This window comes from Phenylobacterium sp. LjRoot219, from assembly GCF_964252995.1.
In the GTDB taxonomy this organism is placed as follows: domain Bacteria; phylum Pseudomonadota; class Alphaproteobacteria; order Caulobacterales; family Caulobacteraceae; genus Phenylobacterium.
This window is the reverse complement of sequence record NZ_CAXUQI020000001.1, coordinates 2,244,703-2,270,497: the sequence shown is the minus strand read 5'-3', so window position 1 is coordinate 2,270,497 and position 25,795 is coordinate 2,244,703. Positions and strand designations below refer to the sequence as shown.

Below are 25,795 nucleotides of genomic sequence, written 5' to 3'. Positions count from 1 at the left end.
CGGTCGATGGCGCAGGTGATCTGCTGCCGCGGAGCTGGTCACGCGGCACGGAGGTCCTCGCCATGCGGACGCGTCAAAGCCGGACGCTGGCCGGTCTCGCCGGCGTCGGTTTGATCCTCGCGGCCGCAGGCTTCGCGCCGACGGCGCGCGCGTCGGAGGGCGGGGCGAGCTTCTATCTGCTGGGTTCCGGCGGCCCCGGGGCCGGGGTCCTGCCGCCGTTGCCGGGCCTGTTCCTGGCCAACACCGCCTACTACTACAAGGGCGACTCCGGCGGCGGGAAACAGTTCACCGTCGGCGGCAACGTCGTCGCCGGCCTGGAGGCGACCATTGCCGCCGACTTCGCCTCGGTGCTGTCGGTGCCCGACCTCAAGATCGCCGGCGGCACGCCTGCGGTCGGCCTGATCGTCCCGTTCGGCCAGCCATGGGTCAAGGTCGACGCGGTTATCACCGGGCCACGCGGCAATCAGGTCAATCTATCCCGCGGCGACACGGCGTTCATCCTCGGCGATCCGGCGCTGATCACCGCGATCGGCTGGACGACCGGCAAGACCCACATCCAAGTCGCCAACCTGCTGAACGTCCCGATCGGCGACTATCGTGACGCCGAACTGGCGAACCTCGCCTTCAACCGCTGGGCCAGCGACCTCTCCGTCGCCGCCAGCTGGATCGACCCGAGGGCCGGCTGGGACCTCTCGGCCAAGACCGGCGTCACCTTCAACGGCATGAATCCGGCCACCCAGTATCGCACCGGCACCGAGTGGCACATCGAGGCCGCGATCGAGAAGACGCTGTCGCCGGCCTGGTCGCTGGGGCTGCAGGGCTACTATTTCGACCAGCTCACCGGCGACTCCGGCTCCGGCGCCAGGCTTGGCCCCTTCAAGGGCCGCGTCGCGGCCCTCGGCGCGACCGCGAACTATAATTTCAAGATCGCGGGCAAAGTCCCGGCGGCCGTGCGGGTGCGCGGCTTCTCGGAGTTCGAGGCGCGCAACCGGCTCGAGGGCCACTCGATCTTCGTGGATTTCAACATGCCGCTGTACGTGAAGCTGCCGCCCGGCATGAAGACGCCCTGAACGGATGCGGGGAGGCGTCGAGCGCGTCACGCGCCTTTGCTCAGCTAGCCTTCGGTCCGGCGTCGACCAGGCCGAGAACGGCCTCAGTGTGGCGCGCCACCATGCGCTCCTCGTCGGTCGGGATCACCCAGGCCGCGACCCGGGAGGCGTCGCTGCTGATCCGGGCCTCGCCGCCGCGGTTGCGGGCCTCGTCGAGCTCCAGGCCGAGCCAGCCGCAACCCGCCGCGACGGCCGATCGCACGGTTGGGTCATTCTCGCCGATGCCGGCGGTGAAGACGACGCCGTCGACGCCGCCGAGCGCGGCGGCGAGCGAGCCCGCCTCGCGGACGATCCGGTAGACGAACAGCGCCACCGCCTCGGCGGCCGCGGGCTCGGCCGAGGCGTGCAGGGTGCGCATGTCCGAGGAGACGCCGGAGACGCCGAGCAGGCCGGACTGGCGATAGATCAGGGTCTCGAGCGCGCGGGCGTCCATGCCATAGACGTCCATCAGGTAGATCAGCACGCCGGGATCGATGGTCCCGCAACGGGTGCCCATCACCAGGCCGTCGACGGCGGTGAAGCCCATGGTGCTGGCCATGCTGCGGCCGCTCTGGATGGCGCACAGGCTGGCGCCGTTGCCGAGGTGGGCGACGATGACCCGGCCCGCCGCCAGGGCCGGCGCGACCTCGGGCAGCCGCGAGGCGATGTATTCATAGGAGAGGCCGTGGAAACCGTACCGGCGCACGCCGGCGTCGGCGAACTTGCGCGGCAGGGCGAACGACTGCGCCACATCCGGCTGCCCGCGGTGGAAGGCGGTGTCGAAGCAGGCGACCTGCGGGATGTGCGGCGCGGCCTCGGCGATCGCCGCGATCGAGGCCAGATTGTGCGGCTGATGCAGCGGCGCCAGCGGCGTCAGCTCGGCGAGGTCCGCCAGCACCTGGCGGTCGACCCGGACGGGCGCGGCGTAGTTGACCCCGCCATGCACGACCCGGTGTCCGACCGCCAGCACCGACCGGCCGTCGATCAGCGCGACAGCGGTCTCCAGCAGCCGCCGGGTCGCCGCGCCATGGTCCAGTCCTTCGGCGGGCAGGCTCTCATCGATGATCGCCGCGCCGGCGGCGTCGGCGACCCGCAGCCGCGGTGACGCGCCGATGCCTTCCACCCGTCCGCGGAACAGCGCTGTCTCATCCTCGTAGATCGCGAACTTGATGCTGGACGAGCCGGCGTTGATGACCGCGATGCAACCGTTCATGGCGAGCGCCTTTCCGCAGCGAGGCCGCGCCGTCGCTCAGGCGACGACGTGCGCGCCTCCATCGATGTAGACGGTGTCTCCGGTGATCCGTCGGGCGAAGTCGGAGGCCAGGTAGGCGCAGGCGAAGCCGACATCCATGACGTCGACCAGTTCGCCCAGCGGCGCCTTCTGCGCCGCCTCGTTCAGCATCAGATCGAAGTCCTTCAGGCCTGACGCCGCGCGGGTCTTCAGCGGACCTGGCGAGATCGGGTGGACGCGGATCCCGGCCGGGCCGAGCTCGTAGGCGAGGTAGCGGCAGGAAGCCTCCAGCGCCGCCTTCACCGGGCCCATGACGTTGTAGTTCGGCACGACCCGATTGGCCCCGTAGTAGCTCATGGCGAACATCGCGCCGCCGTCGGTCATCAGCGGCGCGGCGAGCTTCGCCATCCGGATGAAGGAATGGCAGGAGACGTCCATCGCCTTGGCGAACCCCTCCGCCGAGCAGTCGAGCAGGCCGCCCTGGAGATCCTCCTTCGGGGCGAAGGCGATCGAATGGACCAGGTTGTCGAGCCGTCCCCAGCGGTCGCGGATCAGGTCGAACACCGCCTCCAGCTGGCCGGGGACCGAGACGTCCAAGGGAGCGGTGATCGCCGCGCCCAGTTCCGTCGCCAGCGGCTCCACGTGCGGCCGCGCCTTGTCGTTCAGCCAGGTGATGGCCAGCTCGGAGCCGGCGGCGCGGAACGCCCTGGCGCAGCCGTAGGCGATCGAATGCTCGTTGGCGACGCCGACGATCAGCGTCTTCCGTCCGGCGAGGATCGGTTGGATGGGTTCGCCCATGACGTCCTCAGACCATGGCTGCGGCGGCGTCGGCGCGGCGCGAGGCCACCACCAGAAGGGCCACCGCGCAGGAGGCCAGGCGCGTCAGCAGCGCGTCCGCGCGGCTGGTCAGGATGATCGGCACCCGCGCGCCCATGACGATGCCGGCGGCGTCCGCGCCGGCCAGGAAGGACAGGCTCTTGGCGAGCATGTTGCCGGCCTCCAGGTCGGGGACCACCAGCACGTTGGCGCGACCCGCGACGGGCGAGACGATCTTCTTCACCGCGGCGGCTTCCGGACTGATCGCGTTGTCGAGTGCGAGGGGCCCATCGAGCACGGCGCCGGTGATCTGCCCGCGGTCGGCCATCTTGCAGAGCGCCGCGGCCTCGACCGTGGAGGGGACCTTTGGATTGACCGTCTCCATCGCGCTCAGGATCGCCACCCGGACGTCGGAGACCCCCATGCCGTGGGCCAGGTCGATGGCGTTCTGGACGATGTCGACCTTCTCTTCCAGCGTGGGTGCGATCATTACCGCGGCGTCGGTGATGATCAGCGGGTGCGGGTGGTTCGGAACGTCCATGATGAAGCTGTGGCTGATCCGCCGGCCGGTGCGCAGGCCGGTCTCCCGGGCGACAACGGCGCCCATCACCTCGTCGGTGTGCAGGCTGCCCTTCATCAGGGTTTCGGCCCGACCGGCCCGCACCAGCGCCACGGCCTTGGCGGCTGAATCGTGGCTGTGGACGGCGTCGACGATCTCGTAGGGGGTGATGTCCAGCGTCGCCCGCGCCGCCACCTCGCGGATGCGCGCCTGCGGCCCGACCAGGATGGGGACGATCAGCCCCAGCTTCGCAGCCTGCACCGCGCTCTCCAGTGAGACTTCGTCGCATGGGTGGGCGATGGCGGTCGTCGCTGCGGGATACTCCTGGGCCGCCTCGACGAGACGCCGGAACTTCTCGTGGCCATCCGGGCCGATGCATTGCGAGAGCTCAGACATGGGCGGACTCCGATGGGCTGCTCGGGCCCTTGCCGTTGAACAGGGCGTCGACGCGGTCGAGACGGCGCTTGCACTCGTCGGGGATCGCGCCGTGCGCCTCGAGCACGCTGTGCACGGCGTTGAGGGTGGCTTCGCGCTGATCGGTGCCCTTTGGCAGCAGCTTGGGAATGGCCCGGATCGCGCGCTCCTCATCCAGGCGCACCAGCAGGGACTGTTCCTTGAGCAATTCCTTGAGCTCGGCCATCGAGCTGCGCGAGGCGGCCGGTTGCGCCGCGCGAAGCTCCTTCAGCATGGTGAAGCCGCGCTCGTCATAGCCGCCGTCCGGAAGGCTCACATAGATCAGTGCGCGCGAGGCGGCCTCGGCCGCGCCGCCCGCTTCGAACCGGGGCTCCAACTCCGAGCGCAGCCGGGCCTCATCGGCCTCGCGCACGAGGTCACGCGCCTCGTGGCGCTCGGCGGTCGCCGCCACGGGGTCCAGCCCGACCATCGCCTGCAGCAGCGGCGAGCCGTAGGTGTTTACGAAGACCGCTTCGACCCACGCGTCGCGCGCTGCGCCGTAGGTCTCCAGCGAGGTGCGGATCCATGTCGACAGCGACGTCTCCCAGGCCAGCAGCGGGTTGTCGGGGCTGACCGGCTGGCGGGCATGGCGCACCTGCTCGGCGAGCCGCTCGACGTACTTCATCAGCGGGTTCTGCTCGGAGAAGATCGCGAACCGCATCCGGTTCGGATGCAGCGCGCGAAGCGCTTCCGCCATGGGCTCGGTCATCGTCGCGCGCACCGCCGGTTGGAACAGCGTGCGGTAGAGCCCTAGCCCGGCGTCCGACACGCGGGCGGCCGTGACGAAACGCAGGTCGTCCTCCGGGGACTCGGCGACGATCGTGCGGACCTCGGCCAGGGTCCGCGGCTCCAGCCGGAACAGGTAGCGCCCGTCGATCAGCTCCGGATGGGCGGTGTCGGGGCCGACGTCGGTGATCACCGCCTCGTAGAGCCCAGGCGGCGCCAGGTCGATCATTCCCATGCAGGTGGCGAACTCGCGATGCTCCCGGTTCGCCACCTTGCCCGAGACGAAGATGCCGAGATGGCCGATCGACTGGTGCAGGCAGTAGACGATGGTCTGGCCGTTGGCGGCGATCTCCCGCTCGTGGGCGTAGATGTCGCTGATCCAGCCCAGGGCCTGCTGCGGCGGGGTGATGTCGTCGCCCCAGGAGCAGAAGACGATGATCGGCGAGCGGACGTTGCGCAGATCGATCCGCACGCCGTCGGAGGTGCGCAGCGCCCCGGTCGCCAGCTTGTTGCCGACGAACAGATTGTCGGCGATCCACTGCATCTCGCCGGCGTTCAGCAGCACCGGGCTGCCCCACCAGGTCTCGAAGTCGAGGAACCGCGCGCCTTCGGTGTCGGCCTTGGCGTAGACGTTGTAGGGCTTCTGCCAGAAGGTGTTGGCCGGGTTCAGGGACTCGAAGTTGGCCACCAGATTGGCCCCGTCGAAGAGCCCCTCGCCAAGGTCGCCGGCGAAGGCGGTCCAGCAGGTGCCGCCCATCACGCCGCCGGAGTAACGCATCGGGTTCTTGCCGCGGACGCCGGCCCAGTAGGACAGGGGCGAGCCGGCCAGCAGGATCGGCCCGGCCAGCTCCGGTCGGATCGCCGCCATGATCATGGTCTGCCAGCCGGCCTGGCAGTTGGCGATGATGACCGGCTTGCCGTCGGCGTCGGGATGGCGCGCGGCGACTTCCTCGACGAAGGCGGCCTGGGCCAGGCAGACGTCCTCGATGGTCTGCCCGGGTTCGGGCTCGGGCCGGAAGCCTATGAAATAGCAGGCGTGGCCGGCCGCCAGGGCGACGCCGATCTCGCTGTTCGGCTTCATCCCGCCGATGCCCGGGCCATGGCCGGCGCGCGGATCGACGACGATGAACGGGGGCTTGGCCGGATCGATCGTCACGCCTGCCGGAGGGACGATCCGAACCAGCCCATAGTTGACCGGGCGGGGCAGGGTGCGGCCGTCGCGCACCAGCTCGACCTCGAAGTGCAGCACGTTGGGAATCGGCAGGGCCGAGTGCTCCCGGTAGATGTTTCCGCGCTCCCGCAGGATGTCGAGAAACAGGATCGAGCGTTGCCACGCGTCCAGGCAATATTCCTGGACGGGGCTGAACGTCTTTCGCGCCGCCATGTCGCCGCTCCTAACGCTGCCTCGTTGGAGTTCACCGAGATGATTGACGCCATTCCTCCGGCGTCAGCTTCCAACCGCCGCCAAGCGCCTTGTAGAGACTGACCGTCGCCTGCAGCTGGTCGCCCTCGGCCTGGGCCAGTTCGCCCTCGACCGGATAAAGCTGCTGCTGCGCCTCGAGCACTTCGAAGTAGCTGGCGCGGCCGCCGTCGTAGCGCGTCAGCGCCAGCTCCGAGGACTGCCGCAGATTGCCGACCTGCGCCTCCAGGGCGTCGCGCTGCGTCGCCAGGTTCTGCTGCGCCGCCAGCGCGTTCGATGTCTCCTGAAAGGCGACCAGCACCGTCTTGCGGTACTGCGCGACGGTCTCGTCCCAGAACGCCTTGCGCCCGTTGTAGATCGCCTGCAGCCGGCCGCCGTTGAAGATCGGTCCGGTCAGGCCGAGCCCGGCGTTCCACAGACCGAACCAGTTGTCGTCGCCCGCGACGCGGATGCCCTGGCCGCCGGCGAACGCCGACAGGCCGATGCGCGGGAAGAAGTTCGCCACGGCGACGCCGATGTCGGCGTTGGCGGAGATCATGTTCTGCTCGGCGGCGCGGATGTCGGGACGACGCTGAAGGATGTCGCTGGTCGAGCCGAGCGGGGTTGGCGGGAGCGCCTGCTCCCGCAGGCGGCCGCGTGGAATCGCGCGCGGATAGCTGCCGAGGAGGATGCTGAGGGCGTTCTCCTGCTGCGCGATCTGGCGCTTCAGGTCGGCGGTGCGGGCGAGGCTCGCGTTGTAGATCGCCTGGGACCGCTGGACCGGCAGGTTGCTGTCCTTTCCGGCCTGGAAGCGCAGGTCGAACAGGTCGAAGGTCTTCTTGTAGGTCCGGGTGCTTTCCTCGGAGATCGCCAGTTGGCGGTCGAGGGTCAGCAGCCGGAAGTAGCCGGAGGCGACGTCCGTCACCAGCGTCAGCATCACGCCGCGCCGCACCTCTTCCTGGGCGAACAGGCCGGCGCGAGCGGACTCGGACGCGCGCCGGATGCGGCCCCAGATGTCGAGCTCCCAGGCGGCGTTGAGAAGGCCGCTGACCGATCCGACGTCGGTTGCGCCCACACCCTGCAGCCCCTGGACCAGCGCGCGTTGGGCGCCGGCGCCGGCGCTGTAGTCGAGCTGTGGATAGGCCTCGGAGCGCACGACGCCGAGCTCCGCCCGCGCCTGCTCGATCCGCGCGGCGGCGATCTGGACGTCGTAGTTGTTGGTGACCGCCTCGTTGATCAGCCGCTGCAGCTGTGGATCATTGAACGCGCTCCACCACGGAAGGTCGGCGAAGGAGGTCGCCTCGGCCGGGGAAAGCTGGGAGCGGTACTGGGTCGGCACCTGCACGTCGGGCTTCTTGTAGTCCGGCCCCATGGTGCAGCCCGGCGACAGCATGGCGGTCGCGAGGGCCGCGAGAAGGCTGAAGCAGACGGTCGTCTTCCGAGCGTTGGTCTTCACCGCCGCACCTCTTTATTGCACAGCCGCGAGCATTTTTCTGAAACGCGTGAGGGTGAACGCCATGTAGGCGCTGCCGATCAGGAACATCTTCAGCATCGACGGCCAGACCATCGCCAGCGAGGCGTCGCGGAAGAGCACCGCCTGCGAGAAGGCCACGAAGTGGGTCGAAGGGACGAACTGCATCACCTTCTGCAGGAAGATCGGCATGCTCTCGAGCGGGGTGTTGCCGCCTGACAGCAGGGACATGACGATGAAGACCGGGAAGGCCAGCAGGCCGAACTGCGGCATCGAGCGGACCAGCGTGGCCAGCATGATCCCCAGCGCGGTGACCGAGAACAGGTAGATCACCAGGCCGGCGCTGAAGAGCAGGATCGAGCCGCGGATCGGTACGCCGATGACCAGCTTCACCACCAGGAACAGCGACAGCAGGGCCGCGACGATCACCACCAGGCCGTTCGCCCAGATCTTGGCGAACATCAGCTCGTAGGGCCGCAGCGGCATCACCAGCAGGTGCTCGATGTTGCCGTGTTCGCGCTCGCGCAGCACGGCGGCCCCGGTCAGGAAGATCGCCAGCACCGAGATGTTGTTGATCACCTGGTTGATGGCGACGAACCAGCTCTGCTCATAGTTGGCGTTGAAGCGGCCGCGGGTGTTGAGCGTGACGACCGGCTGGTTCTCCGGATTGCTCGCGCCGGGCCAGTAGCGCTGCGCCACCTGGGTGATGATGTTCTGGATGTAGGACGGGCCGCGGCCCGCCTGGCTCATCGCCGTGGCGTCGGTGATGACCTGCACCTCCGGCTGCGCGTCGCGGCCCAGGTCGATCTCGAAGTTCGGCGGCACGTCGACCACGAAGGTGAACTGGCCGGTGTCCATCGCCCTGTTGATCTGGTCGAAGCTGATCTCCTTCGCCGGCAGGAACATTTTCGGCAGCATGGCTTCGCGGACGTCGCGGGCGGCTTCCGAATTGTCCTCGTCGACGATGGCGATGGAGGCGTTGACCACGTCCATGACCGCGCGCGTGGCCGGCGTGTAGACCGAGAAGGTGAAGCTGTAGATGATCAGGAACAGCAGCACCGGGTCGCGCGCCAGGCTCAGCAACTCCTTCAGGCCGAGCCGGAAGATGTGAGCCAGCGGGCGCATGGGTCATTTCTCCTGCTTGGGCAGGAGGAGGACGGAAAGGGCGAAGTACACCGCCGCGATCACCGCCAGCGCCACGAGGCTGGGCCACAGGGTCGGCAGTCCGAGCGCCTTGGTGAAGGTCCCGACGCTGATCGCCTGGAAGTAGGTGCTCGGGAAGATCTTGCCGATGAACGCCGCCGCCCCGGTGAGCGAGGAGACCGGCACGAACATCCCGGAGAACTGCACCGCCGGCAGGATGGTGATGATGGCGGCGGCGAAGATCGCCGCGGTCTGTGTCGCGGCGAACACCGAGAGCAGCAGGCCGAAGCCGGTGGTCGCCAGCACGTAGAGCACGCCGCCCACGACCAGGGTCAGGATGCTGCCCTTGATCGGCACCTGGAACAGGAACACCGCCAGCAGCACCAGCGTCACGAACTGGATGAGGGCGATCACGACATAGGGCAGCTGTTTGCCCAGCAGGAACTCGGCCTTGGTGGCCGGAGCGGCGTAGAAGTTGGCGATCGAGCCAAGCTCCTTCTCACGCACGACGCTGAGCGCGGTCAGCATGCTGGGGATCAGCATCAGCAGCAGCATGATGTCGCCCGGCACCATGGCGTAGATGCTGTCGAACGACTGGTTGTAGAGCGCCCGGGCGTTGAAGATGATCGGCTGCTCCCGCGCCGGCAGCCCCTTGTCCTGCCGATACTGGGCCTCGAAATCGCTGGTCGCCTTTTCGATGTAGGTCCGCGCGGTCTCGGCGCGGAACGGCTGGGCGGCGTCGATATGGGCCAGGATCGTCGGCTGTCGGCCGCGGCTCAGATCCGCTTCGAACCCCGAGGGGATCTCGATCACGAAGCGCAGCTCGCCGTCGCGCAGGCGTCGGTCGAGATCCGCATAGCTGGTGACCGGTCTCTTCTCGTCGAAGTACCAGGATCCTCGGTAGGCGTCGGCGTAGCGCTGGCTGGACTGGCTCTGGTCGAAATCCAGCACCCCGTAGGTCAGGTGGTTCACGTCCAGCGAGATGCCGTAGCCGAACACGATCATCAGCAGCAGCGGCCCGAGCACGGCGAAGGCCAGCCGCACGGTGTCATGCCGCAGCTCGATCGCCTCGCGGCGGGCGAACGCCCAGATGCGGGCCGGGCTGAAGCGGCTGGGCCCGGCCGCGTGGCTCGTCGGCGGCGGCTCGAACGCCGGCTCGGGCTCGGCGGCGGCTTCGGCCGCGGCGACATCTTTTGGCGGGAGGCCCTGGGCGGCCTTGGCCGCGGCGGCGGCGTCCTCCAGATAGCCGATGAAGGCCTGCTCGAGGTTCTCCGCGCCGCGCTCCTTGACTAGCTCCGCCGGCGGGCCCTGCGCGAGCACCTTGCCGGCGTGCATCATCGACATGCGGTCGCAGCGCTCGGCCTCGTTCATGAAGTGGGTCGACAGGAAGATCGTCACGCCGTTCTCGCGCGAGAGGCGGATCAGCAGCTCCCAGAAGCCGTCGCGCGCGACCGGGTCGACGCCGGAGGTCGGCTCGTCGAGGATCAGCACGCCCGGCTCGTGCAGCACCGCGACCGCCAGCGACAGCCGTTGGCGGATGCCCAGCGGCAGGCTTTCGGCGAGGGTGTCGGCGACCCCCTCCAACTGGAAGTCGCGCAGCAGGTCGTCGACCCGCGCGCGCCCCTCCGCCGGCGGCAGGTCGAACAGATGGGCGTGCAGCATCATATTCTGCCGCACGGTTAGCTCGGTGTAGAGCGAGAAGGCCTGGGACATGAAGCCGACGTTGCGGCGGGACTCGACGTCGCCGCCCTTGACCGGTTCGCCGAACAGCAGCGCCGTGCCCTCGGTGGGCGGCAGCAGGCCGGTCAGCATCTTCATCGTCGTGGTCTTGCCGCAGCCGTTGGAGCCGAGGAAGCCGAAGATCTCGCCGCGCTCGATGCGGAAGTTGACGTGGTCGACGGCGGTGAAGGCGCCGAACCGCTGGGTCAGCCCGTGCGCCTCGATCGCCGGCGGGCCGCCGCTCGGCTGGAAGGGGGTGATCTGCGGCTCCCGGTGGCCGCGTCGCGCCTCCTCGGGCAGCAGCTTGATGAAGGCGGCTTCCAGGTTGGGCGCGCCGACGCTGTCCAGCATCTCGCGCGGGGTGCCGGTGGCCAGGATCTTGCCGGCGTTCATCGCCACCAGCCAGTCGAAGCCCTGGGCCTCGTCCATGTAGGCGGTCGCGACCAGCACGCTCATCTGCGGCCGGCGCTCGCGGATCCGGTCGATCAGCTCCCAGAACTGCCGCCGCGCCAGCGGGTCGACCCCGGTCGTCGGCTCGTCGAGGATCAGCAGGTCGGGGTCATGGATCAGCGAGCAGCAGAGGCCGAGCTTCTGCTTCATGCCGCCCGACAGCTTGCCGGCCGGGCGGCCGCGGAACGGCTCCAGGTCGGTGCTCTTCAGCAGGTCGTCGATCCGCCATTCGCGCTCCTCGCGCGACTGGCCGAACAGCCGGCCGAAGAAGTCGACGTTCTCGAAGATCGAGAGGGTGGGGTAAAGGTTCTTGCCGAGGCCCTGCGGCAGATAGGCGATCCGCGAGGAGACCGCGTTGCGGAACCGGGCGTCGGCGATATCGCCGCCGAGCACCTCGACGTCGCCCTGCTGGATCTTCCGCACCCCGGCCAGCATCCCCAGCAGCGTCGACTTGCCGACCCCGTCGGGGCCGATCAGGCCGATCATCTTCCGCGACGGGACGTCCAGCGACACGTCGTCCAGCGCGATGGCCTTGCCGTAGCTCTGGCTGACGCCCTGGACGCGCACGACCCAGTCACCGACCCCGTCGTCGGCCAACGGGGCCTGGTCGTCTCCGCTGATGCGGATGTCCATCAGTTGGCTCCCGTGGACGACCCTGTCGGTTGCCAGAGGTTCTTCGGAACGGTCGCTTTGGGCTGCAGCCGCTCAGGCCAATCCTTGCTGGTGTCCCAGCGCACGTAGCCCATGCCCGGCAGGCCGGTCTTCACCAGCGGCTCGAACTCCCGCAACCGCTCCTTGGGGATCTGCAGCTTCACCCGGAAGGTCAGGTTGTGCCGTTCCTCGGCCGTCTCCACCGTCTTCGGCGTGAACTGGGCCATCGGCGAGACGTAGGAGACGACGGCGCGGATCGGGTACTCAGGCGCGGCGTCGAGCACGATGCGCGCCTCGGAGCCGAGCGGGATCTTCCCGGTCACCTTCTCGGGCAGATAGACGTACATGTAGACGTCGCTCAGGTCGTTGACGGAGAACACCCGCCCGCCGGCGCCCAACACCTCGCCGGGCTCGCCCAGGCGCCGCTCGACGCGGGCGCGCATCGGGGCGCGCAGGACGCTGTCGGCGATCTCAGCACGCAAACGATCGGCCGTCGCGCGGGCGGCGTCGATCTGCGAGACGCTCTGTACGGCTTGCGCCTGGGCCCCGGCGAGCTGCGCCTTCGCCGAGAGGCTGGCGGCGTGGTCGATCTCGGCTTCTTGCTGGCTGACGGCGCCGCGCGGCACCAGCTCCCGCGACCGGGCGTCCTGCTTGTTGGCGTAGTTGAAATCGGCCTGCTTCACCGCGACCTGGGCGAGGGCGGCGTTGCGCGCGTCCTGCGACGAACGGATCTGCGCCTCCGCTTCCCGCAACTGCGCCTGCAGCGCGGAGGTGTCCATCCGCGCGACGATCTGGCCGGGCTCGATGGTGGCGCCTTCGTTGACCAGGACTTCGGCGATCCGGCCGGGGTATTTGGTGGAGACGTAGATCTGCGTCGCCTCCAGTCGACCATTTCCGCCAGCAAATCCGGCCGGAAGGGCGGGCTTTCGCAAGACCAGCCAAGCCGCGACGCCGGCTCCGACCGCCGCGACGCCAAGGAACAGGAAGATCATCTTCCTCGACTTCCGGGATGTCGTGGCCGTCGACTTTCCCTTGTCGGCCCCGGCGGCGGTTGGCGGCTTGGTGTTGCCTGCGACTGCCTCAGCCATGACCGCGCACCCGCTCTCATGTTGCGACGTTTGTTCTCATCCGTCGTGATGGCGAAGGCTAGGCTTCGACCCTGGCGCCGGAAATCAGGTGTAATCCCGAGGCGCGACGCCGTTCCGCCGGAAGACCCGAGGCCGGGGTGCGATTTGCCTTGCTTGTCAGGGGCTCCCGCGCCGCCGGCTGAGGGCATCTGCGGATGCGAGTTGCGCGCTGTCGGCGAGGGCCGCCGCGGCGGTATCAACTCGTCGATCAAGGCGATTGCTGGTGGCCCGGTGGAAGAGCCCTGGGGCCGTCAGGCTTGAAGGTTCGCGCGCTTTAGCGGACACATCCACGCAGTCGTGATCGCGCCACTGGATTGTGGCGCTAAATCACTGATTTTGCGGAGAAAGTGGTGGGTGTAGTAGGATTCGAACCTACGACCCGCTGATTAAGAGTCAGCTGCTCTACCAACTGAGCTATACACCCGTCCCGGCTCCGGCCCACTTCCGTGGGTCAGCGGCGAGGCGCGGAAAATAGCCGAAAACGCCGCGTTGGCAAGCGTTGTGGTGAAGCAAGTTTCGGGGGCGAAAAAGTCGTGAGTTCTGTGGACTTTAGCTACCTCGAGGGCTTCCTCGGTGGGGATATTTCGATCGCGATCGAAGTGGTCGGGCTGTTCCGAAAGCAGGCCGCGACCTGGTCGGCGGGACTCGATTCCGCGAATCCCGACTGGCGGGCGGTGGTGCATACGGTGAAGGGCGCGGCGCGCGGCATCGGCGCCAATGCGCTGGGCGACGCGTGCCATGCGGCGGAGGTCGCCGCGGCGGGAGACCTCGCGGCGGTGCGGGCCGCGCTGGCGGCGGCGCTGGCGGACATCGCGGCCTATGAGGCCGCGCGGGCGGCCTAGCCCTTGGCGCGGATCTCGTCCCAGCGGTCGAATTCGTAGGCGATGCAGCGGTCGACCAGGGTGCGCCAGACCGGCTCGGCGATCGCTTCGGACAGGCCGGCCTCGCGCGCCGCCGCCGTGACCTTGGCGACCACGTCCTCGATCCGCGCCCGGTCGAGCACCGCGTCGCGGTCGGACTTGATGCGCGCGGCGGCGTCCATGTAGCGCTGGCGTTCGGCGAGCAGGGTCACCAGCGCCCGGTCCAGCGCGTCGACGCCCTGGCGGACGTCGGCCATGGTGGCGCAGTCCGCCGGGGCGCAGCGCTCGTCGATCTTCAGGCTCATTGCGTACTCGGTCTCGTGGGCTTTGGCGGTCTTACTGGGGCGGTCTCGTCAGATGCCGGCGCCGTTGTCGATGGCCCGCAGCGCCGCCTCGTGCGCTTCGGCTTCGGCTTCGATCCAGCTGATGAAGGCCTTGACCTGCGGCAGCCGGCCCTTGGCTTTCGGATGGACGAGGTAATAGGCGAAGTCCACCGCCGTGGCGATCTGCAAAGGCGCGATCAGCCGGCCGGCGTCGAGGTCGGCCTGGGCCAGGGTGAGCTTGGCCAGCGCCACGCCGCGGCCGTTGGCGGCGGCCTCGATCACCAGGCTGGACTGGTTGAACCGCGGGCCGCGCATCCCCTCGACGCCGCGCAGGCCGCGGGCGGCCAGCCACATCGACCAGTCGGGGCAGCTGTCGTCGAGGTCCGGCGAGCCGTCGTGCAGCAGCACGTGGTTCTTCAGGTCTTCCGGCGTGTCGAGCGGCTGGTCTTTGATCAGCTCGGGGCTGATCACCGGGATCACCGTCTCGCTCATCAGCCGCCGCACCTCCAGCCCGGGGTAGCGGCCGGAGCCGTAGCGGATCGCCACGTCGACCTCGCCGGCGGTTAGGTCGACCAGCTCGATGCCGGCCGACAGCCAGATGTCGACCTGCGGGTGCGCCTGCTCGAAGGCGCCCAGCCGCGGCACCAGCCACTTGGCGGCGAACGAGGGCGGGGCGGTCAGGGTCAGGCGCCGGCCGTCGACCGCGGCGGTCAGCAGGCTGGCCGCCTCGGCCAGCCGGTCGAAGGCCTCGCGCAGGGCGGGCAGGGCGGTCTGGGCTGCGTCAGTGAGCAGCAGGCCCTTCGGCGTGCGCTTGAATAACGCCGCGCCGACATAATCTTCCAGGTTCTGGATCTGCTGGCTGACCGCGCCCGGGGTCACCGAAAGCTCGTCGGCCGCACGGCTGAAATTCAGATGCCGGGCGGCGGCCTCGAAGGCGCGGAGTGCGTTGAGCGGCGGCAACCTGCGTCGCTCGTGCGATCGTTCCATAGTTTTCCTGGCGCCTCGGGCAGAGTTCCTTGGCTTGCGAAGTGGCCTTGTAACGCACTATTTGCAAGCGTCCGGCGATGTCTCAGCGCTTTTCGTCGACGCACCGACGACGGGGCGGGCCGCAATCCGTCCCGTGCTGATTCAGAGCCTACGGTATTAGAGAAGCTTAATTCATGGGTCACCACGACGACAGGTCGAAGGCGCGACGGGGGCTTGTGGCCCTCGGCGGAACGCCTGCCCGCCAGACGGGCGCGGTCTGGTTGGTGGGCGCCGGTCCGGGCGATCCGGAACTGCTGACGCTGAAGGCGCTGAAGGCGCTGCAGGCCGCCGAGGTGGTGGTCCATGACGGCCTGGTCTCGGACGAGATCCTCGACCTGGCGTCGGCGAACGCGCGGCGGATCTCGGTGGCCAAGCGCAAGTCGCGCCACTCCTACAGCCAGGACGAGATCAACCGGATGCTGGTGGCCTTCGCCCAGGACGGCCTGAACGTGGTGCGGCTGAAGGGCGGCGACCCGTTCATGTTCGGCCGCGGCGGCGAAGAGCTGGAGGCTGTGCGCGCAGCCGGGATCGCCTGCCACGTGGTGCCGGGCGTGACGGCGGCGCTGGCCGCGGGCGCTGCGGCCGGCGCGCCTCTGACCCATCGCGGGGCGGCCCAGGCGGTCACCTTCGTCACCGGCCACGCGGCCAAGGGCGGCGAACCGGATCTCGACTGGGACGCGCTCGCGCGGCCCAACCAGACGGTGGTGGTCTACATGGGCCTGTCGATGGCCGCGCCGATCGCGGCGCGTCTGATGGCCGCGGGACGGGCCGGGACGACGCCGGCGTTGATCGTCGAGAACGCCTCGCGCGCCGACGAGCGTCGGCTGAAGACCACGCTTGCGGGCTTGGCCGAAGCCGCAAGCGCGCTTAAAGGGCCGGCCCTGCTGATCGTGGGCGAGGCGATGGCGCTGGCGCAAGCCGGCGACGGCCAAGCGGCGATCGAAAATCTTCTCAAGGAGGCTCGGGCATGAGGGCGCTGACGGCGAACCGGCTCGCGGACGGCGAGACTGTCTTCTGGAACAAGGGCCGCTGGGTCGAGCGGTTCGTCGAGGCCGAGCTGTTCGAGGCGGCCGACGAGGCCGAAGGCGCAGAGGCGTCGGCGAAATCGCAGCAGACGGTGGTGGTCGATCCCTATCTGATCGACGTCATCCAGTCGGGCGCGATCTGGGCGCCGCTCAGCTATCGCGAACGGATCCGCTGTCTGGGGCCGACCAACCATCCCCATCACGGCAAACAGGCGGAAGGCGGGGCCGACATCGAGGCCCTGGTCCACGCCGAAGGCGCGGCCCGCTCCAGCGGACGCGTCAACCTGATCAAGCGGAAGTAATCGCATGTACCGCTACGACGCCATCGACAAGCAATTCGTGGCCGACCGCGCCGCGGAGTTTCGCGAGCAGGTGAACCGCCGGCTGGCCGGCGAGATCACCGAGGACCAGTTCAAGCCGATCCGGCTGATGAACGGCCTGTACCTGCAGCTGCACGCCTACATGCTGCGGATCGCGATCCCCTATGGGACGCTCGACTCCCAGAAGCTGCGCAAGCTGGCCTACATCGCCACGACCTACGACAAGGGCTACGGCCACTTCACGACGCGCACCAATCTTCAGCTGCACTGGATCAAGCTGAAGGACGCGCCGGAGATCCTCGACCACCTAGCCGAGGTCGGGATGCACGCGATGCAGACCTCCGGGAACTGCATCCGCAACGTCACCGCCGATCCCTACGCCGGCGCGACCGCCGACGAGCTCGACGACAGCCGCGTCTGGGCCGAGGTGATCCGCCAGTGGTCGACGCTGCACCCGGAGTTCAGCTACCTGCCGCGCAAGTTCAAGATCGCCGTGACCGCGGCGGCCAAGGACCGGACGGCGGCCAAGGTCTACGACATCGGCCTGCACCTGCGGCGCGGCCGCGGCGGCGAGCTGGGCTTTGAGGTGATGGTCGGCGGCGGCCTGGGGCGCTCGCCGCACCTGAGCTCGACGATCCGCGAGTTCCTGCCGACCCGCCACCTGCTGTCGTACATGGAGGCGATCCTCCGGGTCTATAATCGCCACGGACGGCGCGACAACATCTTCAAGGCGCGGATCAAGATCCTGGTCGCCTCGCTGGGCGCCGAGGAGTTCGCGCGTCAGGTCGAGGAAGAGTGGGCCAAGACCGAGCCGTCGCGCATCGACGTGCCGGACACCGAGCTCGCGCGGATCCGCGGCGACTTCACGCCGGCGTTTGAGACCCTGGCGGCGCGCTCCGAAGCGCTGGAGGCCGCCAAGGCGGCCGATCCGGCCTTCGCCCGCTTCGTCCGCCGCAACGTGCACCCGCACAAGCAGCCGGGCTACGCCCTGGTCGACGTGTCGCTGAAGGTGCCGGGCCTGACGCCGGGGGACATGAGCTCCGAGCAGATGGAGCTGGTGGCCGATCTGGCGCAGCGCTACTCGCAGGATGAGGTCCGCGTGACCTACCAGCAGAACCTGCTGCTGCCGCACGTGAAGCTGGACGACGTGCCGACGGTCTGGCGCGAGCTGGCCGCGGCCGGCCTGGCGACGCCGAACATCGACCTGATCACCGACATCATCGCCTGCCCGGGGCTGGACTACTGCGCCCTGGCCAACGCCCGCGCGATCCCGATCGCTCAGCACATCGCCGAGCGCTTCGCCGATCCCGACCGGGCCGAGGCGATCGGCGATTTGAACATCAAGATCTCCGGCTGCATCAACGCCTGCGGCCACCACCACGTCGGCCACATCGGCATCCTCGGCGTCGATAAGAAGGGCGAGGAGTTCTACCAGGTCACCCTGGGGGGCACGCCCGAAGACAACGCCGCGCTCGGCCAGATGCTCGGCCCGGCACTGCCGGCGGCCAAGGTCGCCGAGGCGGTCGAGCAGATGGTCGAGGTCTACCTCAAGGAGAGGAAGGACGGGGAACGCTTCCTCGACACCTTCCGGCGCACGGGCGTCGCGCCCTTCAAGGAGGCTGTCTATGCCGACGCTGATTAAGCTGCAGGGCGAGGCCATGGTGCTGGCCAACGACGCCTTCACCCATGTCGCCGACGATCAGGACCTGCCGCAGGGCGACGTGATCATCTCGCTGACCCGCTTCCAGGCGGACGGCGAGCGGCTGCTCGGCGAAGGCCGGTCGGTCGGCGTGCGGCTCGAGCCGAACGAGGAGGCCGAGGCGCTGGCCTACGACCTGCCGCGTCTGGCGGTGGTGGCGCTGGCCTATCCGAAGTTCCGCGACGGCCGCCAGTACTCCAACGCCCGGGTGCTGCGCGAGCGCTTCGGCTTCAAGGGCGAGGTCCGCGCCGTCGGCGACGTGCTGCGCGAGCAGGCCGGCTTCATGGTCCGCTGCGGGATCGACGCGTTCGAGCCGGCCGACGGCTCGACGCCGGACCAGTGGGCGCACGTCGCCCAGCGCTTCCGCTACGTCTATCAGCGCGCCGCTGACGCGCGCGAACCGGCCTTCGCTGAGCGCGGGAGGTGAACATGGCGTTCGACACGGCTGAGCGGGCTCCCAACCTGGTCGCCCGCCTCGACGCGGAGCTGCGGCACGCCCATCCGCGGACGGTGATCGAGGCCGCCCTCGAGACGTTCGGCGACCGGCTGGCGCTGGTCTCCTCGTTCGGCTCGGAATCGGCGGTGCTGCTCGACCTGGCGTCGAAGGTCGATCCGAACATCCCGGTGCTGTTTCTCGACACCGGCATGCTGTTCGGCCAGACGCTGGACTACCGCAAAGGTCTGGCCGCGCATCTCGGCCTGAAGGACGTGCGCGACCTGCGCCCGCACTACCAGGACCTGGCGACCGAGGATCCGGACGCCAAGCTCTGGCAGACCGACACCGACGCCTGCTGCAACCTGCGCAAGGTGGTGCCGCTGGATCTGGCGCTCGAAGATTTCGAGGGCTGGATCACCGGGCGCAAGCGCTTCCACGGCGGGGCGCGGATGTCGTTGCCGGTGGTCGAGCAGTCCGATGGCAAGGTGAAGTTCAATCCGCTGGCCAACTGGACCAAGGCGGACCTCGACGCCTACGCCGCCGAGCAGAAGCTGCCGGCCCATCCGCTGGTCGAGGCGGGCTTCCCGTCGATCGGCTGCTGGCCGTGCACCCATCCGGTCGAAGAGGGCCAGGATGTGCGCGCCGGCCGCTGGCTGGGCTCGCAAAAAACCGAATGCGGCATACATGTCGCCCGTGCCCCGGGCGCTGTCGCGAACCCGGGCGGCGACATCTGAGCCGTTACGAGAAAGCCGGATACGAAATGAACGACATGTCTGCTGCGGCCAAGCCCGCGCTGAAGGCGAGCGGCGCCTTCTACGTCGAGACCGTCACCTGGGTGCAGCACTGGACCCCGTCGCTGTTCTCGTTCCGCACCACCCGTGACCCGGGGCTGCGGTTCTCCAGCGGCCAGTTCGTCATGGTCGGCCTGATGACAGAAGAGGGCCGCCCGCTGGTGCGCGCCTATTCGATCGCCAGCCCGGCCTGGCACGACGAGCTCGAGTTCTACTCGATCAAGGTGCAGGACGGCCCGCTGACCTCTCGGCTGCAGAAGATCCAGGTCGGCGACCAGGTGCTGATCGGCCGCAAGCCGACCGGCACCCTGGTGATGGACGGCCTGAAGCCCGGCAAGCGGCTGTACATGCTCGGCACCGGCACGGGACTGGCCCCCTGGCTGTCGCTGGCGCGCGATCCGGAGACCTACGAGCGCTTCGACGAGGTGATCGTCACCCACACCGTGCGCGAAGTCGGCGACCTGAACTACCGCGAGCTGTTCGAGGAAGAGCTGAAGTCCGACGAGATCCTCGGCGAACTCATCGGCGACAAGCTCACCTACTACCCGACGGTCACCCGCGAGCCGTTCAAGACCCAGGGCCGGATCACCGACCTGATCGCCTCCGGCAAGATCTTCGAGGACCTTGGCGTCCCGCCGCTCGACCCGGCGACCGACCGGCTGATGATGTGCGGCGGCCCCTCGGTGCTGGCCGACCTGAAGCAGCTGCTGATCGACCGCGGCTTCCAGGAAGGCTCGATCGCCAACCCCGGCGACTTCGTGCTGGAGAAGGCCTTCGTCGAGACCTGATCGGGTTCCGATCTGAAGCTCAGAGGCGCGCTGGGGCAGCCCGGCGCGCCTTTTGTTATGTACGGGCTTTACCTCCCCCGCGCAGCGGGGGAGGAAGTTAGGCGGCGGCCGTCAGCACGAACGTCACCCGCGCCTCGACGCTCGTCTTCGGCAGCACCACCGCCTCGTAGCCGAGCTCGTCCAGGTTGCTCAGAATCCGCCCGAAGGTGGCTTCCGCCTCCGCCCAGTCCTGTCGTCGTTCGGCGTCGGTCTGGTAGATCTCGCGCCAGGGCGGGGCGACGAAGACGCGGCGATTGTAGCGGCGGGTGCGCAGCGCCGCGATCAGCAGCGGGCTGGGGGCGACGCCGTTGGCGCGATAGCTGTCGAGGATCCCGCGGTCGAAGAAGACGCGGCCGGTCTCGTCCGCCAGGCTGTCGAACTGGGCGATGTCGCGTCGCGCGGTCGTCTCGGCGAAGGCCTCGGGATCGATCCAGGGCACGGCGCGGCCGCCGGTCTCCAACTGTTCGCGAATGACGGCGCGGGCGCTTTCCTCAACGCAGAATTCGCCCTGCGAACGCAGGGCGTGCAGCAGCGCCGTCTTGCCGACGCCAGGGCCGCCGGTCAGGACGAAGAAGTTCGGTTTGTCGAGCATTCAGGAGCCACGCATTCGGCGCGGCCGGGGATCAGCGCGGCGGACAGCCCTTGAATTCGCCGACCTTGACGGCGCTCAGGGTGGCCAGGTTCAGCGCCTTGATCGGGTTCATCGAGGCGGCGTTGAAGCCGGTGAACAGGTCGATTCGCCGGCCCTTGATCGCGCCGCCGGTGTCGGAGGCGTACCAGTAGCCGTCATGCTGCGAGCCGTCGGGCATCTTCAGGCCCACCGTTTCGCGGATGAACAGGATCGATCCCTTGGGAATCAGTCGACGGTCGACCGCGGCGGTGCGCATGGCGACCACCTTGCAGCCAAGGGCGTCGAGGTTGCCCACGCCTTTGGCCCCCGCATGGTAGAGGGTCGCCTTCACGTTCCAGCCCGGCGCGCCGGGCATCGAGCCGGTGACCACGGACATGATCATGTCGCCGACAGGATCGGGAGACGCGGCCTGGGCGTTCGTTGTTAGCGCGAGAGCCGAAAACACGGCCAGGGCGGCGAGGCGGCGTCGCATGACGGCGTCTCCTTCGTCGTTGAACTGGTCAGCCATGAGTCTAGCCACGACGCGCGGCAGGGGCAACCCGGGTGCGGCGGAATGATGCTGCGCCTTAGATAAGTCCCAATGATTGACTGCTGGTTACCCGTGGGCTGTCCTAAAGATGTGCATGTTAACAGGCGCGGCTGGAGGACTCACGGTGCTCACGATCTACGGGGACTCGATCTCGGGTAACTGTCTGAAGGTCAAATGGATCTCGGATCACCTGGGGCTAGCCTATCGCTGGATCGAGACCGGTGTGCTGACCGGCGAAACGCGCACGCCGGCGTTCCTGGCGATGAACCCTGCGGGCCAGGTTCCGCTGCTGCTTTTGGCCGACGGTCGGCCGCTCGCGCAGTCCAACGCCATCCTCCTGCACCTGGCGGAAGGCTCGCCGCTGATTCCCGCCGACGCCTACGAGCGGGCGCGGATGCTCGAGTGGATGTTCTGGGAGCAGTACAGCCACGAGCCCTACATCGCCGTGGCCCGCTTCCAGGTGCGCTACCTCGAAAAGCCGGTCGAATCGCTGGAGCCGCGAATCGTCGAACGGGGAGTTCAGGCGCTGCAGCGGCTGGAGGCGGGGCTCGCCGACTCGCCGTTCCTGGTCGGCCAGGCGCTCAGCCTCGCCGACGTGGCGCTGGTGGCCTACACGCGGGTGGCGGGAGAGGGCGGCTTCGACCTCGCGCCGCTGCCGCGGGTGCGGGCCTGGATCGCTCGCGTGGAGGCCGCCCTGGGCATCGGGTGAGGCTGGCCTCCCGCAGCCGCCGTCGGCGCGGTAGGTGAGCGCCGTGCGCCGCCTTGCCGCTTTTTCGCTCGTCGTCGTCCTGGCCGCCGCGCCGGCCCAGGCCCTGGCGTGGGGCGCGACCGGCCACCGGACGGTCGGGCTGGCGGCGATGCGCGCGCTGCCGGCCGACGCGCCCGGCTTTCTGCGCACGCCGCGGGCGGCGGCCGACGTCGGCGAGCTGTCGCGCGAACCCGACCGCGGCAAGGACGCCGGCGAGATTCACGACGAGGACCGCGATCCGGCCCATTTCGTCGACGTGTCGGACGACGGGACCGTGCTCGGCGGACCTCGGCTCGACGCCCTGCCGCCGACCCGGGCGGCCTATGAGACGGCGCTGCGCGCCGCCGGCCAGGAGAGCTGGGAGGCCGGCTATCTGCCCTATGCGATCGTCGACCGCTGGCAGCAGCTGCGGCACGACTTCGCCTACTGGCGGGTGCTGACGGCCGCCGAGGCCAATCCGGCCTGGGCCGCCAACCGCGCCTGGTTCGCCGCCGACCGCCAGCGGCGCGAGGCGCAGATCCTGCGCGACATCGGCGAGCTGTCGCACTTCGTCGGCGACGGCGCCCAGCCGCTGCACGTCACCCTGCATTTCAACGGCTGGGGCGATCTGCCCAACCCGGCAGGCTACACCACGGCCAAGGTGCACTCGCTGTTCGAGGGCGCACTGGTGCGCGCGACGGTGCGGCCCGAGGCGGTGGCGGCGCGGGTTGCGCCCATGCGCCTGTGCCGCTGCGCCATCGAGCGGCGCACGGTCGATTATCTGGCCGGGACCCAGCGGCTGGTCATTCCGTTCTACGAACTGGAGAAGGCCGGCGGCCTGCGACGGGGCGACCCGCGCGGCCCGGCCTTCGCCCGCGATCAGCTGGCGCGCGGGGCTTCGGAGCTGCGCGACCTGATCGTCGAAGCCTGGGTCGCCAGCGCCGACCACCCGGTGGGGTGGAAGCCGGTGAAGCCCGCGGACGTCGTCGCCGGCCGGGTGGATCCCTATCCGTCGCTCTATGGGATGGACTGATGAGCGTTCCGCAGTTCGGCCACCGCGAGGACGGCCGCGACTATCCCGACCGTCCGGCGGCCTTCGTCCTGCTCGAGCAGGACGGCCGCATCGCCTGCGTGCGGGTGGCCTGGCGGCGCGGCGGGCCGAAGCTCGACCTGCCCGGCGGCGGGCTCGATCCCGACGAGAGCCCGGCGGCGGCGGCGGCGCGCGAATGCGGCGAGGAGGCGGGTTTGCGGGTGACGGTCGCGGGCGAGCCCTTCGTTCGGGCCGACCACTACTTCGTCAATGACGAGGGCCGGTCGAACAACACCCGCGGTTCGTTCTTCACCGCCCGGCTGGAGGCCGAGGCGCCTGAGCTGAAGGTCGAGGACGACCACGACCTGGTCTGGCTGGAGCCGCTGGAGGCGATCCGCGCCCTGGATCGGGAATCCCACGCCTGGGCGGTGGCCGCCTGGCTGCGGCGGACGGCCCCCTGGAGCCTGGCGGCGTCAGGCGGTTGAGCCGGTCTTCGCGCCCGAGCGGGCGCGGACCCGGGCGCGCTCGAAGACGTGCGGCCGGTACTGCTCGCATTCCGCCAGGATCCGCTCGAGCTCCTTGTCCGACAGGTGTTCGATGCCGATGAAACTGTTCTTCGCCTTGGAGACGCGGATCAGCTCGTCCAGCTTGGCCTGCAGAGCGGCGTTGTCGCGGTTCTGGGTGTTCTGGATCAGGAACACCATCAGGAAGGTGACGATGGTGGTGCCGGTGTTGATCACCAGCTGCCAGGTGTCGGAGTAGCCGAACACCGGGCCGCTGAGGGCCCAGACCACGACCACCAGGCAGCAGGCGAGGAAGGTGAGGGGGCGGCCAGTCCAGCGCGAGACCGCACTGGCGATCCGCGCAAACGCCTCGCTGGGCGAAATCATGAGACCAGTTCAGCCTTTCACGGGTTTGCGTCGACCCACTTGAACGGCTACTGCGGAGGCCTGTTCCGGAGGCCCCATGGCTGAGCTCGCCCCCACCGCAAAGCTGATCGACGGCAAGGTCTACGCCGAGCGCTTGCGCGCCCAGGTCGCCGAAGAGGTGGCGGCGCTGCGCCACGATCATGGGGTCCAGCCGGGCCTGGCCGTGGTGCTGGTCGGCGAGGACGCGGCGAGCCAGATCTACGTCAAGTCGAAGGGCGAGCACTCGCTGGCCGCCGGCATGCATTCGGTGACGCATCGGCTGCCGGCTGACGCCGACCAGGGCGAGGTCCTGAAGCTGGTGGCCGACCTGAACGCCGACCCGCTGATCCACGGCATCCTGGTGCAACTGCCGCTGCCGAAGCACCTGGACGAGAAGTCGGTGATCGCGGCGATTAGCCCGGACAAGGACGTCGACGGCCTGCACGTGGTCAACGCCGGCCGGCTGGCGAGCGGCCTGCCGGGCCTCTATCCGTGCACCCCGATGGGCAGCATGATCCTGCTGCGTGAGACGCTCGGCGACCTGACCGGCAAGCGTGCGGTCGTCGTCGGCCGCTCGGTGCTGGTCGGTCGGCCGATCGCCCAACTGCTGCTGCAGGCCGACTGCACCGTCACCATCGCCCACTCCCGCACCAAGGACCTGCCCGCGGTCTGCCGCGAGGCCGACATCCTGGTCGCCGCGGTCGGCCGGCCGCGGATGATCCGCGGCGACTGGATCAAGCCGGGCGCGACGGTGATCGACGTCGGCATCAACCGGGTGCCGTTCGACGATCCGGAGAAGGCCGCCGCCGGCCGCACCAAGGTGGTCGGCGACGTCCATTTCAAGGAAGCCATGCAGGTGGCCGGCGCGGTCACCCCGGTGCCGGGTGGCGTCGGCCTGATGACCGTGGCGGTGCTGCTGCAGAACACCGTGATCGCGGCCCGGCGGCTGGCCGGGCTCGACTAAGCCGGGCTGGCGTTCTGCCGAGGCGTTGTGGGCTTGTTGCGGATGTCGACTCCGCCCCCGACCTTGCGGCGAACTTCGAAGCCGCCCGCCCGTTCGACGAGGTCGACGAGCTTCGCTTGTCCGTAGGTGCGCGGGTCGAAATCGGACGCCAGGACGGCTAGGCGTTGGCCAACCCCGCCGAGCGCCACCCAGCCCTCCTCGTCATCCAGTTGGCCGATAGCGGTGCGGATCAGGCGTCTAGCAGCGCTAGGCGGCTTCAGGGCGGGGGCTGGGGGAGAGCCGGCCGAAGTCGGCCGGTCGGGCGCCGCGGCCTCCGGGAGCAGGTTCTCGGTGTAGATGAACCGGCGGCACGCCTGGCGGAAGCTCTCCGGCGTCTTCTGTTCGCCGAACCCATAGACGTCTACGCCCTCCTCCCGGAGGCGGGCGGCGAGCCGCGTGAAGTCGCTGTCGGAAGAAACCAGGCAAAAGCCGTCGAACCGTCCGCTGTGCAGCAGGTCCATGGCGTCGATGACGAGGGCGATGTCCGAGGCGTTCTTGCCTGTCGTATTGGCGAAATTCTGATGTGGAATGATCGCGTGCATCGCCAGGATGTCGGCCCAGCTTTTCAGGCGCGTGCCGGAAAAGTCGCCGTAGATCCGCCGCACGCTGGCTTCGCCGATCTTGGCGATTTCTTCGAACAGGCCGGGGGCGATGCGGGCCGAGGCGTTGTCGGCGTCGATCAGCACGGCGAGGCGGGGGGCGCGCGGTTCTATAGCCATGCGCCAGGATAGCGCGCCGCGCCGCGGGGGCGGGGGCTTTTTGCGCGAAAAGGTCCGCTGTATTTTTTGGCAAAATACTCGCGGCGCCCGTTAAATAATCAACTTGTA

Annotated in this window: 26 protein-coding genes and 1 tRNA gene; 12 read left to right on the top strand and 15 right to left on the bottom strand. The window is 69.0% G+C overall.

Annotated features, from left to right (window positions below; translation table 11 throughout):
• Positions 1-62: 62 nt before the first annotated feature.
• Positions 63-1,070: a SphA family protein gene (locus ACSQ14_RS11175; RefSeq protein WP_436012668.1), complete on the top strand. Its 1,008-nt coding sequence runs from the start codon at positions 63-65 to the stop codon at positions 1,068-1,070.
• A 40-nt stretch (positions 1,071-1,110) separates the two neighbouring features.
• Here ACSQ14_RS11175 and ACSQ14_RS11170 read toward each other — a convergent pair whose 3' ends face one another.
• From ACSQ14_RS11170 to ACSQ14_RS11130, 9 genes are all read right to left on the bottom strand, one after another.
• Positions 1,111-2,301, bottom strand: coding sequence for an acetate/propionate family kinase (locus tag ACSQ14_RS11170; protein ID WP_436012665.1), 1,191 nt, complete (start codon positions 2,299-2,301; stop codon positions 1,111-1,113).
• A 36-nt stretch (positions 2,302-2,337) separates the two neighbouring features.
• A complete protein-coding gene (fabI, locus tag ACSQ14_RS11165; protein ID WP_436012663.1) occupies positions 2,338-3,117 on the bottom strand; it encodes an enoyl-ACP reductase FabI in 780 nt (259 codons plus the stop codon).
• Between the two features lie 7 nt (positions 3,118-3,124).
• The gene (locus ACSQ14_RS11160) at positions 3,125-4,090 is read right to left on the bottom strand and encodes a phosphate acetyltransferase (RefSeq protein WP_436012661.1); all 966 of its coding nucleotides are present in this window, start codon (positions 4,088-4,090) and stop codon (positions 3,125-3,127) included.
• Complete coding sequence (locus tag ACSQ14_RS11155; RefSeq protein WP_436012659.1) at positions 4,083-6,257, bottom strand: DUF3141 domain-containing protein; 2,175 nt, start codon at positions 6,255-6,257, stop codon at positions 4,083-4,085. The genes ACSQ14_RS11160 and ACSQ14_RS11155 overlap by 8 nt, the downstream gene beginning before the upstream one ends.
• A 31-nt stretch (positions 6,258-6,288) precedes the next feature.
• The gene (locus tag ACSQ14_RS11150; RefSeq protein ID WP_436012657.1) at positions 6,289-7,728 is read right to left on the bottom strand and encodes an efflux transporter outer membrane subunit; all 1,440 of its coding nucleotides are present in this window, start codon (positions 7,726-7,728) and stop codon (positions 6,289-6,291) included.
• A gap of 12 nt (positions 7,729-7,740) precedes the next feature.
• Positions 7,741-8,868: an ABC transporter permease gene (locus ACSQ14_RS11145; protein ID WP_436012655.1), complete on the bottom strand. Its 1,128-nt coding sequence runs from the start codon at positions 8,866-8,868 to the stop codon at positions 7,741-7,743.
• Positions 8,869-8,871: 3 nt separating this feature from the next.
• Positions 8,872-11,688, bottom strand: a complete 2,817-nt coding sequence (rbbA, locus tag ACSQ14_RS11140; protein ID WP_436012653.1) for a ribosome-associated ATPase/putative transporter RbbA — start codon at positions 11,686-11,688, stop codon at positions 8,872-8,874.
• On the bottom strand, positions 11,688-12,794 hold the full coding sequence (locus ACSQ14_RS11135) for an HlyD family secretion protein (protein ID WP_436012651.1): 1,107 nt from the start codon (positions 12,792-12,794) through the stop codon (positions 11,688-11,690). The genes rbbA and ACSQ14_RS11135 overlap by 1 nt, the downstream gene beginning before the upstream one ends.
• Positions 12,795-13,181: 387 nt before the next feature.
• Positions 13,182-13,257, bottom strand: a tRNA-Lys gene (locus tag ACSQ14_RS11130).
• Positions 13,258-13,366: 109 nt separating this feature from the next.
• Here ACSQ14_RS11130 and ACSQ14_RS11125 point away from each other — a divergent pair.
• Positions 13,367-13,675: an Hpt domain-containing protein gene (locus ACSQ14_RS11125; RefSeq protein WP_436012649.1), complete on the top strand. Its 309-nt coding sequence runs from the start codon at positions 13,367-13,369 to the stop codon at positions 13,673-13,675.
• On the opposite strand, the gene ACSQ14_RS11120 is transcribed toward ACSQ14_RS11125, so the two are convergent.
• Both ACSQ14_RS11120 and gcvA read right to left on the bottom strand, forming a co-directional pair.
• A complete protein-coding gene (locus tag ACSQ14_RS11120; protein ID WP_436012647.1) occupies positions 13,672-13,998 on the bottom strand; it encodes a chorismate mutase in 327 nt (108 codons plus the stop codon). The genes ACSQ14_RS11125 and ACSQ14_RS11120 overlap by 4 nt on opposite strands.
• A 48-nt stretch (positions 13,999-14,046) precedes the next feature.
• Entirely contained in the window at positions 14,047-15,003 is a 957-nt protein-coding gene (gcvA, locus tag ACSQ14_RS11115) for a transcriptional regulator GcvA (RefSeq protein WP_436012645.1), read from the bottom strand.
• 173 nt (positions 15,004-15,176) lie between these two features.
• On the opposite strand from gcvA, the gene cobA reads away from it, so the two are divergent.
• From cobA to ACSQ14_RS11085, 6 genes are read left to right on the top strand one after another with little or no spacing between them, the layout of a single operon-like run.
• Positions 15,177-16,013, top strand: coding sequence for a uroporphyrinogen-III C-methyltransferase (gene cobA, locus ACSQ14_RS11110; protein WP_436012643.1), 837 nt, complete (start codon positions 15,177-15,179; stop codon positions 16,011-16,013).
• Entirely contained in the window at positions 16,010-16,369 is a 360-nt protein-coding gene (locus tag ACSQ14_RS11105) for a DUF2849 domain-containing protein (protein WP_436012641.1), read from the top strand. Before cobA ends, ACSQ14_RS11105 begins: the two co-directional genes overlap by 4 nt.
• Before the next feature lie 4 nt (positions 16,370-16,373).
• Positions 16,374-18,029 carry a nitrite/sulfite reductase gene (locus ACSQ14_RS11100; RefSeq protein ID WP_436012639.1) on the top strand — a complete coding sequence of 552 codons (1,656 nt, stop codon included), beginning with the start codon at positions 16,374-16,376 and terminating at the stop codon, positions 18,027-18,029.
• Positions 18,013-18,513, top strand: a complete 501-nt coding sequence (locus ACSQ14_RS11095) for a DUF934 domain-containing protein (protein ID WP_436012637.1) — start codon at positions 18,013-18,015, stop codon at positions 18,511-18,513. Before ACSQ14_RS11100 ends, ACSQ14_RS11095 begins: the two co-directional genes overlap by 17 nt.
• Before the next feature lie 2 nt (positions 18,514-18,515).
• Positions 18,516-19,256 carry a phosphoadenylyl-sulfate reductase gene (locus tag ACSQ14_RS11090; protein ID WP_436012635.1) on the top strand — a complete coding sequence of 247 codons (741 nt, stop codon included), beginning with the start codon at positions 18,516-18,518 and terminating at the stop codon, positions 19,254-19,256.
• A gap of 26 nt (positions 19,257-19,282) precedes the next feature.
• Positions 19,283-20,101 carry a ferredoxin--NADP reductase gene (locus ACSQ14_RS11085; protein WP_436012633.1) on the top strand — a complete coding sequence of 273 codons (819 nt, stop codon included), beginning with the start codon at positions 19,283-19,285 and terminating at the stop codon, positions 20,099-20,101.
• Positions 20,102-20,198: 97 nt separating this feature from the next.
• Here ACSQ14_RS11085 and ACSQ14_RS11080 read toward each other — a convergent pair whose 3' ends face one another.
• Positions 20,199-20,732, bottom strand: a complete 534-nt coding sequence (locus tag ACSQ14_RS11080) for an AAA family ATPase (RefSeq protein ID WP_436012631.1) — start codon at positions 20,730-20,732, stop codon at positions 20,199-20,201.
• Between the two features lie 31 nt (positions 20,733-20,763).
• Positions 20,764-21,243, bottom strand: coding sequence for a 3D domain-containing protein (locus tag ACSQ14_RS11075; protein ID WP_436012629.1), 480 nt, complete (start codon positions 21,241-21,243; stop codon positions 20,764-20,766).
• 181 nt (positions 21,244-21,424) lie between these two features.
• Here ACSQ14_RS11075 and ACSQ14_RS11070 point away from each other — a divergent pair, with 181 nt between their 5' ends.
• The 3 genes from ACSQ14_RS11070 to ACSQ14_RS11060 are packed head-to-tail and all read left to right on the top strand — an operon-like array spanning position 21,425 to position 23,542.
• Complete coding sequence (locus ACSQ14_RS11070) at positions 21,425-22,009, top strand: glutathione S-transferase family protein (protein WP_436012627.1); 585 nt, start codon at positions 21,425-21,427, stop codon at positions 22,007-22,009.
• A 43-nt stretch (positions 22,010-22,052) separates the two neighbouring features.
• Positions 22,053-23,060, top strand: a complete 1,008-nt coding sequence (locus ACSQ14_RS11065) for a S1/P1 Nuclease (protein ID WP_436012625.1) — start codon at positions 22,053-22,055, stop codon at positions 23,058-23,060.
• Positions 23,060-23,542 carry an NUDIX domain-containing protein gene (locus ACSQ14_RS11060; protein ID WP_436012623.1) on the top strand — a complete coding sequence of 161 codons (483 nt, stop codon included), beginning with the start codon at positions 23,060-23,062 and terminating at the stop codon, positions 23,540-23,542. Before ACSQ14_RS11065 ends, ACSQ14_RS11060 begins: the two co-directional genes overlap by 1 nt.
• Here the strand turns inward: ACSQ14_RS11060 and ACSQ14_RS11055 are convergent.
• A complete protein-coding gene (locus ACSQ14_RS11055; protein ID WP_436012621.1) occupies positions 23,531-23,947 on the bottom strand; it encodes a low affinity iron permease family protein in 417 nt (138 codons plus the stop codon). The genes ACSQ14_RS11060 and ACSQ14_RS11055 overlap by 12 nt on opposite strands.
• Positions 23,948-24,023: 76 nt before the next feature.
• Between ACSQ14_RS11055 and folD the strand changes: the two genes are divergently transcribed.
• Positions 24,024-24,929, top strand: a complete 906-nt coding sequence (gene folD / locus ACSQ14_RS11050; protein ID WP_436012619.1) for a bifunctional methylenetetrahydrofolate dehydrogenase/methenyltetrahydrofolate cyclohydrolase FolD — start codon at positions 24,024-24,026, stop codon at positions 24,927-24,929.
• Here the strand turns inward: folD and ACSQ14_RS11045 are convergent.
• The gene (locus ACSQ14_RS11045; protein ID WP_436012617.1) at positions 24,926-25,654 is read right to left on the bottom strand and encodes an NYN domain-containing protein; all 729 of its coding nucleotides are present in this window, start codon (positions 25,652-25,654) and stop codon (positions 24,926-24,928) included. The genes folD and ACSQ14_RS11045 overlap by 4 nt on opposite strands.
• Between the last annotated feature and the right edge of the window lie 141 nt (positions 25,655-25,795).